This window comes from Rhizobium sp. NPDC092011 (genome assembly GCF_044756305.1).
Lineage (GTDB): Bacteria > Pseudomonadota > Alphaproteobacteria > Rhizobiales > Rhizobiaceae > Rhizobium.
Map to the genome: position 1 here is coordinate 442,076 of NZ_JBIVSO010000001.1, position 14,401 is coordinate 456,476.

At 60.1% G+C, this 14,401-nt stretch carries 15 protein-coding genes; 11 read left to right on the top strand and 4 right to left on the bottom strand.

Features of this window, described 5'->3' with window-relative positions; translation table 11 throughout:
- From ACIQJ2_RS02295 to ACIQJ2_RS02305, 3 genes are read left to right on the top strand one after another with little or no spacing between them, the layout of a single operon-like run.
- A complete protein-coding gene (locus ACIQJ2_RS02295) occupies positions 1-633 on the top strand; it encodes a precorrin-8X methylmutase (RefSeq protein WP_400666067.1) in 633 nt (210 codons plus the stop codon).
- Entirely contained in the window at positions 630-1,367 is a 738-nt protein-coding gene (locus ACIQJ2_RS02300) for a precorrin-2 C(20)-methyltransferase (protein WP_400666065.1), read from the top strand. The genes ACIQJ2_RS02295 and ACIQJ2_RS02300 overlap by 4 nt, the downstream gene beginning before the upstream one ends.
- On the top strand, positions 1,364-2,128 hold the full coding sequence (locus ACIQJ2_RS02305; protein ID WP_400666061.1) for a precorrin-3B C(17)-methyltransferase: 765 nt from the start codon (positions 1,364-1,366) through the stop codon (positions 2,126-2,128). Before ACIQJ2_RS02300 ends, ACIQJ2_RS02305 begins: the two co-directional genes overlap by 4 nt.
- On the opposite strand, the gene ACIQJ2_RS02310 is transcribed toward ACIQJ2_RS02305, so the two are convergent.
- Entirely contained in the window at positions 2,092-2,862 is a 771-nt protein-coding gene (locus tag ACIQJ2_RS02310; protein WP_400666057.1) for a cobalt-precorrin-6A reductase, read from the bottom strand. The genes ACIQJ2_RS02305 and ACIQJ2_RS02310 overlap by 37 nt on opposite strands.
- Between ACIQJ2_RS02310 and cbiE the strand changes: the two genes are divergently transcribed.
- The 3 genes from cbiE to nikR all read left to right on the top strand — a co-directional run bounded on the left by cbiE (position 2,861) and on the right by nikR (position 5,382).
- Positions 2,861-4,087 (top strand): precorrin-6y C5,15-methyltransferase (decarboxylating) subunit CbiE, encoded by a 1,227-nt coding sequence (cbiE, locus tag ACIQJ2_RS02315; protein WP_400666055.1) that lies wholly within the window; start codon positions 2,861-2,863, stop codon positions 4,085-4,087. The two genes, ACIQJ2_RS02310 and cbiE, sit on opposite strands and share 2 nt — an antisense overlap.
- A gap of 19 nt (positions 4,088-4,106) precedes the next feature.
- A complete protein-coding gene (gene cobM, locus ACIQJ2_RS02320) occupies positions 4,107-4,865 on the top strand; it encodes a precorrin-4 C(11)-methyltransferase (RefSeq protein ID WP_199149791.1) in 759 nt (252 codons plus the stop codon).
- Positions 4,866-4,944: 79 nt separating this feature from the next.
- Positions 4,945-5,382 carry a nickel-responsive transcriptional regulator NikR gene (nikR, locus tag ACIQJ2_RS02325; protein ID WP_199149790.1) on the top strand — a complete coding sequence of 146 codons (438 nt, stop codon included), beginning with the start codon at positions 4,945-4,947 and terminating at the stop codon, positions 5,380-5,382.
- A gap of 34 nt (positions 5,383-5,416) precedes the next feature.
- On the opposite strand, the gene ACIQJ2_RS02330 is transcribed toward nikR, so the two are convergent.
- Both ACIQJ2_RS02330 and ACIQJ2_RS02335 read right to left on the bottom strand, forming a co-directional pair.
- Positions 5,417-6,229 carry a TIM barrel protein gene (locus tag ACIQJ2_RS02330; RefSeq protein WP_400666053.1) on the bottom strand — a complete coding sequence of 271 codons (813 nt, stop codon included), beginning with the start codon at positions 6,227-6,229 and terminating at the stop codon, positions 5,417-5,419.
- A gap of 160 nt (positions 6,230-6,389) precedes the next feature.
- Positions 6,390-7,418, bottom strand: coding sequence for a LacI family DNA-binding transcriptional regulator (locus ACIQJ2_RS02335; RefSeq protein WP_400666051.1), 1,029 nt, complete (start codon positions 7,416-7,418; stop codon positions 6,390-6,392).
- A 150-nt stretch (positions 7,419-7,568) separates the two neighbouring features.
- Here ACIQJ2_RS02335 and ACIQJ2_RS02340 point away from each other — a divergent pair, with 150 nt between their 5' ends.
- The 5 genes from ACIQJ2_RS02340 (at position 7,569) to ACIQJ2_RS02360 (ending at position 11,977) form a co-directional block, all read left to right on the top strand.
- A complete protein-coding gene (locus ACIQJ2_RS02340) occupies positions 7,569-8,657 on the top strand; it encodes a fatty acid desaturase family protein (protein WP_400666049.1) in 1,089 nt (362 codons plus the stop codon).
- Between the two features lie 25 nt (positions 8,658-8,682).
- Positions 8,683-8,994 (top strand): MocE family 2Fe-2S type ferredoxin, encoded by a 312-nt coding sequence (locus tag ACIQJ2_RS02345; protein WP_075855758.1) that lies wholly within the window; start codon positions 8,683-8,685, stop codon positions 8,992-8,994.
- 10 nt (positions 8,995-9,004) lie between these two features.
- Entirely contained in the window at positions 9,005-10,231 is a 1,227-nt protein-coding gene (locus tag ACIQJ2_RS02350) for an NAD(P)/FAD-dependent oxidoreductase (RefSeq protein ID WP_400666046.1), read from the top strand.
- 71 nt (positions 10,232-10,302) lie between these two features.
- On the top strand, positions 10,303-10,863 hold the full coding sequence (locus tag ACIQJ2_RS02355) for an NADPH-dependent FMN reductase (protein ID WP_400666044.1): 561 nt from the start codon (positions 10,303-10,305) through the stop codon (positions 10,861-10,863).
- A gap of 226 nt (positions 10,864-11,089) precedes the next feature.
- Entirely contained in the window at positions 11,090-11,977 is an 888-nt protein-coding gene (locus tag ACIQJ2_RS02360) for a DMT family transporter (RefSeq protein ID WP_400666042.1), read from the top strand.
- 4 nt (positions 11,978-11,981) lie between these two features.
- On the opposite strand, the gene ACIQJ2_RS02365 is transcribed toward ACIQJ2_RS02360, so the two are convergent.
- Complete coding sequence (locus tag ACIQJ2_RS02365; protein WP_400666823.1) at positions 11,982-14,324, bottom strand: polysaccharide biosynthesis tyrosine autokinase; 2,343 nt, start codon at positions 14,322-14,324, stop codon at positions 11,982-11,984.
- Positions 14,325-14,401: the final 77 nt, after the last annotated feature.

Below are 14,401 nucleotides of genomic sequence, written 5' to 3' on the forward strand. Positions count from 1 at the left end.
ATGCCTGACTATGACTATATCCGCGAGGGAGAAGCGATCTATGAACGCTCCTTCGCGATCATCCGCAGCGAAGCCGATCTCAAGCGCTTTTCCGACGCCGAGGCCGATGTTGCGATCCGCATGATCCATGCCTGCGGACAGGTGGAAGCCGCACAGCATTTCCATTTCTCATCTGACTTCGTTAGCGCTGCCCGCAAGGCGCTGTCTGATGGCGCGCCGATCCTCTGCGATGCCGAGATGGTGGCGCGTGGCGTCACCCGCGCTCGTTTGCCGGCAGCCAACGACGTTATCTGCACCTTGCAGGATCCGCGCACTGCCGAGATCGCAAAGGCGATCGGCAACACGCGCTCGGCTGCAGCGATGCATCTTTGGGCCGAACGCCTCGCCGGCGCTGTCGTCGCCATCGGCAATGCGCCGACTGCGCTTTTCCACCTTCTGGAAATGCTGCGCGACGGTGCGCCGAAACCTGCCGCTATTATCGGCATGCCCGTGGGCTTCGTTGGCGCGGCCGAATCCAAGGACGCGCTTGCCGAGAACTCCTATGGCGTACCCTTTGCCATCGTACGAGGGAGACTTGGCGGCAGCCCCATGACGGCCGCCGCCCTCAATGCCCTGGCGAGGCCGGGCCTATGAGCACATCCTCCTCTGGCCAATTGATTGGCGTCGGCACCGGCCCCGGCGATCCCGAGCTGCTGACGGTCAAGGCCGTCAAGGCGCTGGAGCGCGCCGATGTCGTCGCCTATTTCGCTAAACAAGGCAGGAACGGCAACGGGCGCACCATCGTCGGCGATCTGCTGAAGGATGACGTCACGCTTCTGCCGCTCCACTATCCCGTCACCACAGAGCTCGACAAGGACTCGCCGGACTATGTCAGCCAGATTACCGCTTTCTATGATGCCTCGGCAGAGATGGTGGCGGCGCATCTCCGCGAAGGAAAGACGGTTGCTGTGTTGAGCGAAGGCGACCCGCTCTTTTACGGCTCCTACATGCATCTGCATGTGCGACTTGCCGATCGCTTCCCGACCGAGGTCATACCGGGCGTGACGGCCATGTCCGGCTGCTGGTCTCTTGCCGGTTTGCCGATGGTGCAGGGGGATGATGTGTTGTCCGTTCTGCCGGGAACCATGGCGGAAGCAGAGCTTGCGCGCCGGCTTGGCGACACGCAGGCAGCGGTCATCATGAAGGTCGGCCGCAACCTGCCGAAAATCCGCCGCGCACTCGAAGCTGCAGGCCGGCTCAAAGAAGCCATCTATGTTGAACGTGGCACGATGACGAACGGTGCGATGCGCCCGCTTGCAAGCCGTGACGATGCCGAAGCCCCATATTTCTCACTGGTTCTGGTTCCGGGTTGGGAGGCAAGACCATGAGCGGACGTCTCTATGTGATCGGCACCGGCCCCGGCAATCCAGAACAGACGACACCCGAAGCGCTGGCTGCGGTTGCGGATGCCCATGAATTCTATGGCTATGGCCCCTATCTCGACCGCCTGACGCTGCGCGGCGACCAGACCCGCCAGGCGTCCGACAATCGCGAGGAACTGGATCGCGCCAGGGTGGCGTTGCAGCGAGCCGCGGCCGGCGTCAATGTCTGTGTCGTCTCCGGTGGCGATCCCGGCGTCTTTGCGATGGCCGCCGCCGTCTGCGAGGCGATCGATCACGGTCCAGCGGAATGGCGGACCGTGGACTTCGTCGTCGTGCCCGGCATTACTGCGATGCTCGCCGTGGCGGCCCGTATCGGCGCCCCCCTAGGACACGATTTCTGCGCGATCTCGCTGTCGGACAATCTGAAGCCATGGCCGCTCATCGAAAGCCGGCTTCGTGCGGTAGCAGCGGCCGGTCTCGTTATCGCGCTCTACAATCCGATCAGCAAGGCGCGGCCCTGGCAGCTCGGCAAAGCCTTCGAGATCCTGCGGGACGTGTTGCCTGGCGAGACGCCTGTCATCTTTGGCCGGGCCGCCGGCCGACCCGATGAGCGCATGACCCTAGCGCGGCTCGCAGATGCTGAAGCCTCTCAAGCGGATATGGCCACCTGCGTCATCATCGGCTCGGCCGAGACCCGTATCATTGCACGAGAAGGCCAGCCGGATCTCGTCTATACGCCACGCTTCATCCGGGAAGAGACGAAATGATCGATCCGACCGAGCGCAGCTTCCACTGTCTCGACCACCGGCAAGCCGGGGGTCTCCATGCGTTCGACCATGATCACTTTGATGCCGAGGCCCCTCGCCGCCTCGATCTTGGCGTAAGTCGCGTCGCCGCCGCTATTCTTGGCGATGATGGTCTCGATCCGATTCCGTTGCAGCATATCGAGCTCGTCCGCCAATCGGAACGGACCCCGGCTGTGGATATAGCTGACATTGGGAACCGTCAGCGGCGGCTCGACGGGATCGACGCTGCGAACCCAGTAATGGTGCTGCGGCGCTGCGTTCGCTTGATGCGCCTCCTGCCGGCCAGTCGCCAGGAAAACACGCAAAGGTGCTTCGCCGAGCGCTGCCACGGCTTGCGCAACGCTATGGACCGAGAGCCAGTCATCACCCTCGACCGACACCCAGGCCGGCCGGCGCAACGCAAAAGCCGTAAGATCGCGTTGACCGGCGGCTTGACCGGCATTGGCGGAGATACGAGCCGCGAAAGGATGGGTAGCATCGATCAACAGATCGATCTTTTCATCGCTGACATAGCGAGCAAGCCCTTCCGCACCGCCGAAACCGCCGCTGCGAACGGGGACAGGCTGCGACGCCGGATCGGCGGTCCTGCCGGCAAGCGACAGGATAACGTCAAGGTCTGTACGAGCGGCAAGCGAGGTTGCCAAAGCACGAGCCTCCGTCGTGCCGCCAAGGATCAGAATGCGGACCTTGCCCATGGCTGAGATATCTTCCGTTCAACGTTGGCTCACTCTTATCGGCATCGGCGAAGACGGTCCAGCCGGGCTTGGTGATGAGGCGAAGCGACTGATCGCCGAAGCACCGGTCGTCTTCGGCGGAACCCGTCATATCGAGTTGATGAGCACGGTAATCAAAGGCGAAACGCATCAATGGCTTTCGCCCTTTGAAAGATCCGTTGAAGCAGTCCTTGCCCGCCGCGGCAAGCCGACGGTGGTGCTCGCCTCCGGCGATCCCTTCTTCTACGGCGTCGGCGCTACACTCTCGCGGCGCATTCCAACTGACGAGATGACTGTTATTCCCGCACCATCTTCGTTCAGCCTTGCTGCATCACGCCTCGGCTGGCCCCTGCAGGAGACAACGGTTGTCTCGCTCCACGGGCGGCCGATCGATCTCATCCGGCCGCACCTCCATCCCGGCCGCAAGATCCTGACGCTGACGTCGGACAGCGAAGGGCCAGCCGAGCTGGCCGCCTTGCTGCAAGCCTCTGGTTTTGGTCAATCTGAACTTATAGTGCTGGAGGCGCTTGGCGGCCCGCATGAGAAAATCTCGCGGCAAAAAGCTGATGATTTCACCCTCTCCGGCATCAACGATCTGAATATTTGCGGCGCAGAGGTCAAAGCCGAGACAGGTGCGCGGATTCTATCGCTGCGCTCTGGCTTGGCCGACGAGCTTTTCGAGCATGACGGCCAGATCACCAAGCGGGAAATACGTGCGGTGACACTCTCGGCGCTCTCTCCGCATCACGGCGAGCTGCTATGGGATATCGGCGCCGGCTCCGGTTCGATTGGCATAGAATGGATGCTGGCCGAACCCTCGCTGCGTGCCATCGCCATAGAAGCATCATCCGAGCGCGCGGCACGGATCCGGCGCAACGCGATAAATTTCGGCGTGCCGGGCCTGACCATTGTCGAGGGAGAGGCGCCAAGCGCTCTTGGCGGGTTGCCGACGCCGGATGCGATTTTTATCGGCGGCGGCGGCAGCGACGCGGGCGTGCTCGATGCCGCGGTCGACCAATTGAAGAGCGGCGGCAGACTGGTTGCCAATGCTGTGACGACCGAAATGGAGGCGCTTTTGCTTGCCGAACAGGCGCGCCGTGGCGGTTCTCTGATCCGCATCGATATTGCACGTGCGGCCCCCGTCGGCCGCATGACCGGCTGGCGTCCAGCGATGCCGGTGACGCAATGGTCGTGGATCAAGCCATAATTTAGAATGAGGTAGAGCGATGACAGTGCATTTCATTGGCGCAGGCCCTGGCGCCGCCGACCTGATCACGGTGCGTGGCCGGGATCTGATCGGCAAGTGCCCGGTCTGCCTTTATGCCGGCTCGATCGTCTCGCCGGATCTGCTGCAATATTGCCCGCCCGGCGCGCGCATCATCGACACCGCACCGATGTCGCTCGACGAGATCGAGGCGGAATATCTGAAGGCTGCCCATGCCGGCGAGGATGTCGCGCGCCTTCATTCCGGTGATCTATCTGTCTGGAGCGCCGTTGCCGAGCAGATCCGCCGGCTCGAGCAGCACGGCCTCGACTATACGCTGACCCCGGGCGTTCCGGCTTTCGCTGCCGCGGCCTCGGCACTCGGGCGCGAACTGACCATTCCGGCGGTCGCCCAAAGCCTGGTGCTGACGCGCGTTTCCGGGCGTGCTTCGCCGATGCCGAACAACGAGACGCTGGAGAAATTCGGCGCAACGGGTTCAACGCTCGCCATTCATCTCGCAATCCACGCGCTAGGAAAGGTTGTTGAGGACCTCACGCCGATTTATGGCGCCGACTGCCCCGTTGCGATCGTCGTCAAGGCGTCCTGGCCGGATGAACGGATCGTTCGGGGCACCCTTGCGACAATCGAGGAAAAGGTGGCGGCGGAGCCGATCGAGCGAACGGCGATTATTTTTGTCGGCCCTTCGCTTGCCGCCAGCGATTTTCGCGAGAGTTCGCTTTACGATCCGACCTATCAACGTCGTTTCCGCGACCGGCAATAATCCCGGACACCATTGCAAAGCGGGCTGAAATTTCCTCTAGTCTGTTTCCACAAGCCACGGCATGGAAGAGGATCAGGGGATGCAGCGCATTACCATCACTATCGATGATGATCTTCTCGAAACGATCGACAAGATCAGTGCTCAGCGCGGCTACCCCAGTCGTTCAGAGACGCTGCGCGACCTCGTCCGCGATGCGGTGACGCGCGCTCAGCCAACCATCGATGGCGATGCCAAGTGCTACGCAGCCCTTACCTATGTCTATGAACATGAAACCCGCGATCTGTCGCGCCGGTTGACGATGGCGCAACATGATCATCACGATCTTTCAGTCTCGACACTGCATGTTCATATCGACGGGCATGATTGCCTCGAGGTCTCGGTGCTGAAGGGCAAGGCCAACGAAATCAAAACATTTGCCGACAGCATGGTGACGCAGCGTGGCGTGCGCTTTGGCAACCTGCACTTGATCCCCTCGGATCATGGCGCAGACCATCCCGAAACGCATTCGCACGATTGAGCGCCGGCAAGTTGCCCGCGGACAACCGCAGCCGTCAGAGCTTGCCCGTCACGTAGGCCATGCTCTCCCTGAGCGCGGCAACCGGTTCTTTCAATGCATGTACCGTCGGCGCGAAGGGCTCGAAGGAGGCCGGGCCCGTATAGCCTGCGGCGAGCAACGTCTGAAGCTGCCCGACATTGTCGAGGCGATCGGCGGCGTCGACAAGAACGCGATGCGGATCACGCATGTCGGCAACCGGGACATCGGGATCGCTAACGCCTGAAATATGCACCAGACCCGTGATGTTGGGGAAAATTGCGGCCTCGCCGGCGAGATGATGGTGAAACGTATCATGTACCAGGCAGAAGGTGGATGTCGCGCCAAGCTCTTCGATGGCCTCCGCAGCTTCGCTCTTCAGCCGCAGCGAGCAAATCTCGAAGCCGAGCGGCTCGACGAGACCGATGATACCGGCGGCCTCCAGCATCGGCTTCAGGGCTGAAAGCGCCTTGCGAAGATTGGTACGACGCACCTCGGGCTCACGACCGTTACCGTCGTTAACCGGAACGAGCACAAGAGCCCTGGCGCCGCAATCGCGCGCATAATCGATCAACTCCGCCGCTTCCCGGGCTCGCTCGTCGTTCCACTCGTTGAAACGCTGCAGCGCATTGATTGAGATGATCGAGATCTCCTGCCGTTCGGCCAGTTCCTTGACGGCTTTTGCCGGCGTGCCGTCCAGTATCGCATTCCCGGCAAGATCGTTGCGGATTTCCACCCTATCGATGCCGAGCTCTTTTGCGGCAGCAAAGAACAATTCCAGCTTCATGGATGGCGCACACATATGATTGAGCGCGAAACGAATAGAACTCATGGTGGGGCACTCCTCCTCAAGGCGTCCGGCCGCAGAAACATTCCAAATCCGCCGCACTTGTCTGCGAAGAACTAGCGAGATTCAGGATCTTGATCCATCGGCATTCGCCATCATTCCTGATAGATTTATCCTTGAAATGATGGGATTCCATCATCTTCCGCTAAATGTTCTCAGGGACGAAGATTTCGAACGGGAGGAAGCTCTGGCCAGGGACGGCGGCCTCGCCGTTTTCGATCCCGGCAACCATAAGGTTCATGAGTTCTTTGCAAAGCGCTGGCAGCGGCGTGCCGATCGCCATCGCGACAACATCGTCGGCGAGAGCGGCTCTCGATTCCGGTGTCAACTCGTTGACGACAGCGATCAACTTGCCGGCCAGCCGCTCCTCACGAATAGCGGAAATGGCGCCTTCCATGCCGCCACCACAAACATAGAAGCCAATGAGATCAGGATGTTTCTTCAGAAGATCCAGCGTCGCCTCGTGGGTGATCTCTGGTGTGTCCAGATTGATGAGCGTATCCAATACTTCGAATTCTGGGGCGTTCTCACGAAAATAGGAGCGAAAGCCGATTTCGCGCAATTCATGACCAAGGAAGCGATGGCTGCCAACAAAGCAGGCAACTTTGCCGGGACGCCGCGCCGAACGCGCGATGATCCAGGCCGCCGTGCGCCCGACTTTTCTGTTGTCGACGCCGATATATCCCTGGCGCGCGGTGGTTGAGAAATCGGACAACAGGGAAAAGACCAGAATGCCTTTCTCCTTCAATTCTTCGATCGCGGCCGTGACAGCCGGATAGTCCGGCGCGACGAGTGCGATCGCCTGGCTGCGGGCGGCCATCGCCTTCAACCTCTCGACGATTGCGGTCGGTGTCGAGGCCGGCACGAAATCCACATGAGCATTGATCCGAGCCGTGGTCACCGCCTGCGCTGCAGCCACCACCTCCTTGGCGAAGGCCTGGTAGAAGGCCTGAACAGGCTTCTGAAGGACGAAACCCAATCGATATTGCGGCAGATCCTCGAACACCCGCTGACGCAGCAGACCGACGGCATGATAGCCGATTTCCTGTGCCGCCTCGTAGACGCGGCGCGCCGTTTCTTCCCGTACACGATGCCGTCCGTTCAACACGCGATCGATGGTGGCGACACTGACGCCGGATGCCTTGGCTAGATCCGATATGGTGGGGCGACGCATGGTTGCTCCTGAGATATGCCATCATTGATGACGTCGATATTTGATGTGTTTTGATAGATTCCATCATTCCTGCATTGAGGCAAGTAAAAAGTCGATCTATCGTTTCCGACATCGAAGGCAGTGCGCTGCTGCAGGTCGCGGGAGGCAGGAATGACGACGATTATCAGGCGGGATTACGATCTGCTCGGCGCAAGCGGCAGGCAGGCGGCGGAAACCGGACTTGCAGCCGCCGAATGGTACCACACGGATGTGCCGCGCAAAGACATGAAGGCGCTGATGCAGCGCTCGGATGCCCCGGCAATCCGAGACACCATCACCTGGCTGGGCAGTATGCTGGTCTTCGCCGCGCTGGGTGTCTACTTCTGGGGATCCTGGGTCTGTGTTCCCTTCTTTCTCGCCTATGGTGTGCTCTACGGTTCTGCCTCGGACAGCCGCTGGCACGAATGCGGCCACGGCACGGCCTTCAAGACCCGCTGGATGAACGATGCGGTCTATCAGATCGCCTGCTTCATGATCATGCGTAATCCGGTGACATGGCGCTGGAGCCATGCACGCCATCACACTGATACCGTTATCGTCGGCCGTGACCCGGAAATATCAGTCATGCGGCCTCCGGATCTCTTTCGTCTTGCCCTGAATTTCTTCGGCATCCTCGATGCCTGGCACGCTATCGTCGACATGCTGCGCAATGCTTGCGGCACGGTCAGCGCCGCGGAAAAGACCTTCATCCCCGAGATGGAGCAGCCGAAGGCCATTCGTATCGCCCGCATCTGGCTTGGCATCTATGTCGTGACCATTGCGGCCTCATTCGCCATGGGCTCGATCCTGCCGTTGATGCTGATCGGCCTCCCCCGGCTCTACGGCGCCTGGCATCACGTGCTGACGGGCCTGCTGCAGCATGGTGGTCTTGCCGACAATGTCATCGATCACAGGCTGAACAGCCGCACCGTCATGATGAACCCGATCAGCCGCTTCATCTATTGGAACATGAACTACCATGTCGAACATCACATGTTTCCGATGGTGCCCTATCACGCGCTGCCGAAGCTCCATGCGATGATCAAGCACGATCTGCCGGCGCCGAACCCATCCATCTGGTCCGGCTATCGCGAGATGATACCGGCGTTCCTGCGGCAGTTGCGCAATGAGGATTATTTTCTGAAGCGTGAGCTGCCGCCAACGGCCCGCCCCTATCGCGAGGAATTCCACAGCGAACTTCCAGCCGCAGCCGCTCAATAAACCGGACTTGTAAAGGGAGGAAAACATGAGCAACTGGATCGAGGTCTGTGCTGCCGACGCGATCGACGAAGAAGACGTCATCCGTTTCGACCATGACGGGCGAACCTTCGCCGTCTATCGCAGCCCCGAGGATGATTACTTCGCCACCGACGGCTTGTGCACGCACGAGAAGATCCATCTCGCCGATGGTCTTGTCATGGACAACATCATCGAATGTCCCAAGCACAATGGTCGCTTCGATTATCGCACCGGCGAAGCCAAGGGTGCCCCGGTCTGCGTCAATCTGCAGACCTATCCCGTCAAGGTCGAAAACGGCACCGTTTTCATCGGGCTGTAAGGAGGCAATTGTGACTCATTTCGTCATCGTCGGTGCGGGAGAATGCGGCGCACGTGCAGCCTTCTCGCTCCGGGAAAAGGGATTTGAGGGCGATATCACACTGATCGGCACCGAACCGCTGGCTCCATACGAACGTCCGCCCCTTTCGAAAAGCGGATCGGCTGCGGCATTGGAACCGAAGTTCGTCGCCACTTCGGAACGGTATCGGGAGCAATCCATCGACCTGAAACTCGATGCGACGGCGACTGCGATCGACCCCGCCACGAAGGCAATCACGCTCGTGAACGGTCAAACACTTGGCTACGATAAACTTCTGCTGACAACGGGCGCCTCGGCGCGGGGTTTCCCCGGCGTCGATGGCACCTCCCACCGCGTTCGCATGCTGCGGACCCATGCGGATGCGGTGGCGTTGCATGCGGACCTTCATCCTGGCCGGCACATTGCGATTATCGGTGGTGGTTTCATCGGCTTGGAACTGGCGACAACAGCGCGCAAGCGAGGCGCTGATGTCACGGTCATCGAAGGCTTGTCTCGGGTGTTGAAACGCGGCGTGCCGGAAGCGATTGCCGAGGTGATAATGGAACGCCATCGCCAGGAGGGTGTGGATATCCGTTGCGGCCGGAGTATCGAAACCCTGCAGGAAGACGCTGACAAAGTCGCCATTCATTTGGCAAGCGGCGAAGTCATCTCTGCCGATCTGCTGCTCGTCGGCATCGGCGCCGCTCCGAATGTCGCCCTCGCCGCGGAAGCAGGCCTTTCGGTCGACAACGGCATTGCCGTCAACAAGTACCTCGAAACCTCCATTGCCGATATCTACGCGGCAGGCGATTGCTGCTCCTTCCCGATGGCACTTTACGGCGGAAGGCGCGTGCGCCTCGAATCCTGGCGAAACGCACAGGAACAGGGAAATCTGGCCGCCGCGAACATGCTGGGAGAAGGTACTGAAATATCAGCCGTGCCGTGGTTCTGGTCCGATCAGTATGATCTGACGCTGCAGATCGCCGGTCTGGCGGATGAGGCGACCGTTCATGTGAGACGAGACCTCGATGACGGGGCATTCATCCTGTTTCATCTGGATGGGCAAGGGCGACTGCTCGCCGCAAGTGGGATCGGTCGCGGCAATGCCATCGCGCGCGATATTCGCCTCGCCGAAATGCTGATTGCAATCCGCGCGCATCCCGATCCCACAGCTTTGGCAGCAAGCGCTGTCAAACTGAAATCGTTGCTTGCGGCATAAGATTGCCCTCGGACCTTGACGAAGCAGTTCGAACCATAAATGTCTTCCTGTAACGACGAACGGGGGAAGCGATGAAGATACTCGGCATTTCCGGCAGCCTGCGCAAAGGCTCTTTCAACACGGCCCTGCTCCACGCCGCCGTGGAACTGGCACCAAGCGGCGTCGAGTTGATCGCCCGCACCATCCACGGAGTACCGCTCTATGACGCGGATCTCGAAGCTGCTGAGGGAATCCCGGAAAAGGTGCGTGAACTCAAGGAGCTGGCTATCGCCGTCGACGGGCTGATCCTTTTCACGCCGGAATACAACAACTCGCTTCCCGGCGTCTTCAAGAATGCCATCGACTGGATGAGCCGCCCCTCGACCGACATCGCGCAGGTCTTCGGCGGCAAGCCGATCGCCGTTCTCGGTGCCTCGCCCGGCAATTTCGGCACGATCCTCAGCCAGAATGCCTGGCTGACCGTCCTGCGAACGCTCGGCGCCGAAGCCTGGTTCGGTGGCCGGCTGATGGTTTCGCGCGCCGGCAGCGTCTTCGATGCGGAGGGCACGATCGTCGACGAGAAAGTAAAGCATAATCTCGCGGCTTTCATCGAAGGTTTTACCGCTTTCGTCGCGGATCAGAAGAAGGCCTGACCGCAGCTCTCCGGAAAATCAGGGCGCGAACGCCAAGCCTATGATTGAACCGGTGAATAACCTACGTATCGGCCCGAAAATCGGAATCGATTTTCGGGCCGATACGTAGATTCAAGACGTTAGAGCGACCTTTGTGCTTCCGAAAGGAAGCACGGCGCTCTAAGGTGAATGCGGCGCCGAGTCCCGGCGCCCCCGGGACCTCGTACATTTCCTTCCGTCGAAAACCATGAAATCCAACACAGCCGGCTACATCTTCACGCTGTTGGCCATCAGCATATTTGCCATACAGGACGGCATATCCAAACATCTCGTCAGCGCCTACCCGCCGCTTCTGGTGGCGATGATCCGCTACTGGGCTTTCATGCTGTTTGCCATCGCTATGGCCTCGCGCGCGCCCGGCGGATTGCGACGCAATGTCAGGACCAAGCGCCCCGTCCTGCAGATAGCTCGCGGCCTGCTTCTGGCGGCGCAGATCGTCGTCGCCATCTCGTCTTTCGTGCTCGTCGGGCTCGCCCATTCGCAGGCGATTTTTTCCTCCGGACCGCTGATGGTTGCCCTGCTCTCCATCCCCATCCTCGGCGAGAAGGTCGGCTGGCGGCGATGGCTGGCAATCTGCTTCGGTTTCGTCGGCGTGCTGCTGATCCTGAAACCGGAAAGCGGCGTCTTCGACGTCCGCTTCCTATTGCCGCTTTCAGGGGCCTTGTTGTTTTCGTTCTACGTCGTCCTCACCCGCTATGTGAGCCGTGAAGATGGCGCCATGACCAGCTTTTTCTATACAGGTGTCGTCGGCGCGATCGCCATGAGTTGCATCGGACCGTTCTTCTGGACGACGCTCGCTCCACATGACTGGATTTTCATGGGCATCCTCTGCCTGACCGGGGTTTCGAGCCACTACTTCCTCATCCGCGCCTACGACATGCTGGACGCGGTGGTCATTCAGCCACTGACCTATTTGCAGCTGGTCTTCTCCGCCATTATCGGCGTGACCATATTCGGCGAAAAGCTGAGCGCACCCATGATTTTGGGCGCGCTCATCGTTGTTGCGGCAGGAATATTCACGATCTGGCGTGAACACGCTCTGGCGCGGAGCCGTCTGAAGATCGGCTCCGCATAAACGTTTATGCATCCACCTGAGCGCGCGGCTGTGCCTCGGTGTAGTAGCTCACATATTTCTGTCGGTAGCGCTCGGTTCCGCCGAAATCGCTATATCGCGGCAATTCCGACATATCGGTCTTGTTGAGGATGACGCCGAGAATGCGCGAATTGATCTGCGGCTCCTGCTCGAGAATATCACGGACCAGATTGGTGGGGGTTGCACCCCATTCCGTGACGAGCAGGAAGGCGTCGACCTGCGGCGCGAAAGCTTTCGCGTCGATAACCGGACCCAGCGGCGCCAGATCGACAACGATGTAGTCGAACATCTTGCGCGCATTTTCCATCAGCTGTTGCATGCCAGGCGAGGATAGAAGCTCGCTGGTGTGCAGCAACTGATCCCTCATAGCAACGGGCAGAATGGCGAGCTTGGTGCGCGGATCCACCTTCACGGCATTGGTCCACGGAACCTCACCGAGGACGGCTTCGATCAAGCCTGCCTGCGGCGGCGACTTCAGCGTCCGGCTGAGGCCAGGATTGCGCAAGTCGGCATCGATGAGGAGCGTGCGCTTGCCGCTGCTGGCGAGGAGTGCCGCGAAATTGGCGGCCGTTGTCGATTTACCCTCACCCGGCAGCGCCGAGACGACACCGATGACGCGGTCGGCACGACCTTGCAGCATCACATCGCTTGCAAGCTTGGCGTTCCTCAATGTCTCCGCGAAGATGGAGCGCGGCGCTTCGACCGAGATGCGCATCATCCGCTCGAAGGCAACGCCGTTTTCCGTCTCCTCCGCCGTCACCGGCTCCGACCCGACATTGGTCTTGCGCTTCGTCTTCTTGTTCTTGCTCTGCTGGCCGAGCAGCGGCAGATAGCCCAAGAACTTCAATCCGAGCGCCGAGCGTACATCGGCCTCGACACGGAAGAAGCGATCACGGAATTCCTGAAGGGCAGCCAATCCGCAGCCAGCCATCAGACCGAGAATCACCGAAAGCGCCATGACCAGCGTTCTCTTCGGGCTCGACGGGGATGTCGGCACGCCGGCAACCGAGATGACGCGGGCCTTGGCGATCGGGAAGGAACGCTGTTGCGTCGCCTCTTCGAAGCGGCCGAGATAGGACTCGTAGAGGGTCTTCAGCGCCGTCGCCTTCTGGTTCAACTCGTTCAGATGAACCAGCGACTTGTTGGCTTCAGAATTCTTGCCGACAACGTTCTCGATGCTTTCGCGCAGCGACGCTGAGCGTGATTGCGCCACATCAAGTTCGTTCTTGTAGCTGGCCGTGAGCTGTTGAAGCACCTGATAGATCTGCCGGGTAATGTCCTGCCGTTCAGCCTTAAGCGCGATGGCTTGCGGGTGCTGGGCTCCGAAATTCTGTGTGACGTCCTGCTCGCGTTTTTCCACGGCGAGGTAACGTGTCTTCAGGTCCTGCAACACCGAGTTATCGGTTGTGTTTGACGAAATCGTCGCATTCTTGACAGCGTTGTCGGGGCCTTGGTCGATGATCGACTTGTATTGGTTGTAACGCGCAGCAGCACTGGCGGTATCCGCCTGAGCGATAATCAGTTGCTTGTTTAAATCCGAAATCTGCTGTTCCGACATCAGCTCACCGCCCGTCGATGTCAGCCCATTCTCGGCCTTGTATTTTTCGACCTCGAGTGAAGCTTCCTGGGCTCGCTGACGCAGGTCGTTCAACCGCTCCTGCAGCCAGACGGAGGCACGTTCGGTCGCGTCGAAGTTGGCATTCAACTGATCGGTCAGATAGGCATCGGCATAGGCGCGCGTGACCTTGGCGGCCAGCAGCTTGTCCGTCGAGTTAAAGGAAACGGCAACGACGGAGCTTCGCGTAACGCGCTCCACCTTCAACCCGTCCTGCAAGACGGCGGCAACCTTCTGACGTTGCGCCTCCCGCTGCTCCTCCGGCGTCATCGGTGGCCGCCCCGGCGTAAAGATGCTGGCGATCAGACCCGCGCCCGATTTAAGCAGGGCCGCAGGCGATTGCGGCGGATTGAGAAGCGTTTTGTTGTCGGCAAGACCGGCCGTATCGACGACGCGCAGGGCCATCTCATTCGACTTGAGGATCTCAACCGCGCTGGCAATCTCCATGTCCGCCTGCTGGCTGCTGGCGGCAGGTCGCTGGTCCTCGGCATATTTCGTCATGCTCTCGTCGAGCAATATCTGCGTCTGCGACGTGTAACTCGACGTGGCGGTCAGCAAATAGACCACCGCCAGAATGACGAAGGCTGCCACGGCAAGGAGAATCGTGCGGATGCGCCGCGTCACGACCGCCATCAGCTTATCGAGGTCTATGAAACTATCCTGCGGCTCTCCTTGTGAAGGAGCGCTGTGGAGAGTGAAATTCTTCTGATGCATGGCGACCACCTTGTCGGAGAAGCCTGAATGAACAATAGCCATGGCCCGCGGCCTTCTTAGCCGCAGGCCAAATAAGA

Excerpts from the sequence above, each read along its gene's own strand:
- ACIQJ2_RS02295 (WP_400666067.1), top strand. The coding sequence starts at position 1 with ATGCCTGACTATGACTATATCCGCGAGGGAGAAGCGATCTATGAACGC.
- ACIQJ2_RS02300 (WP_400666065.1), top strand. The coding sequence starts at position 630 with ATGAGCACATCCTCCTCTGGCCAATTGATTGGCGTCGGCACCGGCCCC.
- ACIQJ2_RS02305 (WP_400666061.1), top strand. The coding sequence starts at position 1,364 with ATGAGCGGACGTCTCTATGTGATCGGCACCGGCCCCGGCAATCCAGAA.
- cbiE (WP_400666055.1), top strand. The coding sequence starts at position 2,861 with ATGGCTGAGATATCTTCCGTTCAACGTTGGCTCACTCTTATCGGCATC.
- ACIQJ2_RS02310 (WP_400666057.1), bottom strand. The coding sequence starts at position 2,862 with ATGGGCAAGGTCCGCATTCTGATCCTTGGCGGCACGACGGAGGCTCGT.
- cobM (WP_199149791.1), top strand. The coding sequence starts at position 4,107 with ATGACAGTGCATTTCATTGGCGCAGGCCCTGGCGCCGCCGACCTGATC.
- nikR (WP_199149790.1), top strand. The coding sequence starts at position 4,945 with ATGCAGCGCATTACCATCACTATCGATGATGATCTTCTCGAAACGATC.
- ACIQJ2_RS02330 (WP_400666053.1), bottom strand. The coding sequence starts at position 6,229 with ATGAGTTCTATTCGTTTCGCGCTCAATCATATGTGTGCGCCATCCATG.
- ACIQJ2_RS02335 (WP_400666051.1), bottom strand. The coding sequence starts at position 7,418 with ATGCGTCGCCCCACCATATCGGATCTAGCCAAGGCATCCGGCGTCAGT.
- ACIQJ2_RS02340 (WP_400666049.1), top strand. The coding sequence starts at position 7,569 with ATGACGACGATTATCAGGCGGGATTACGATCTGCTCGGCGCAAGCGGC.
- ACIQJ2_RS02345 (WP_075855758.1), top strand. The coding sequence starts at position 8,683 with ATGAGCAACTGGATCGAGGTCTGTGCTGCCGACGCGATCGACGAAGAA.
- ACIQJ2_RS02355 (WP_400666044.1), top strand. The coding sequence starts at position 10,303 with ATGAAGATACTCGGCATTTCCGGCAGCCTGCGCAAAGGCTCTTTCAAC.
- ACIQJ2_RS02360 (WP_400666042.1), top strand. The coding sequence starts at position 11,090 with ATGAAATCCAACACAGCCGGCTACATCTTCACGCTGTTGGCCATCAGC.
- ACIQJ2_RS02365 (WP_400666823.1), bottom strand. The coding sequence starts at position 14,324 with ATGCATCAGAAGAATTTCACTCTCCACAGCGCTCCTTCACAAGGAGAG.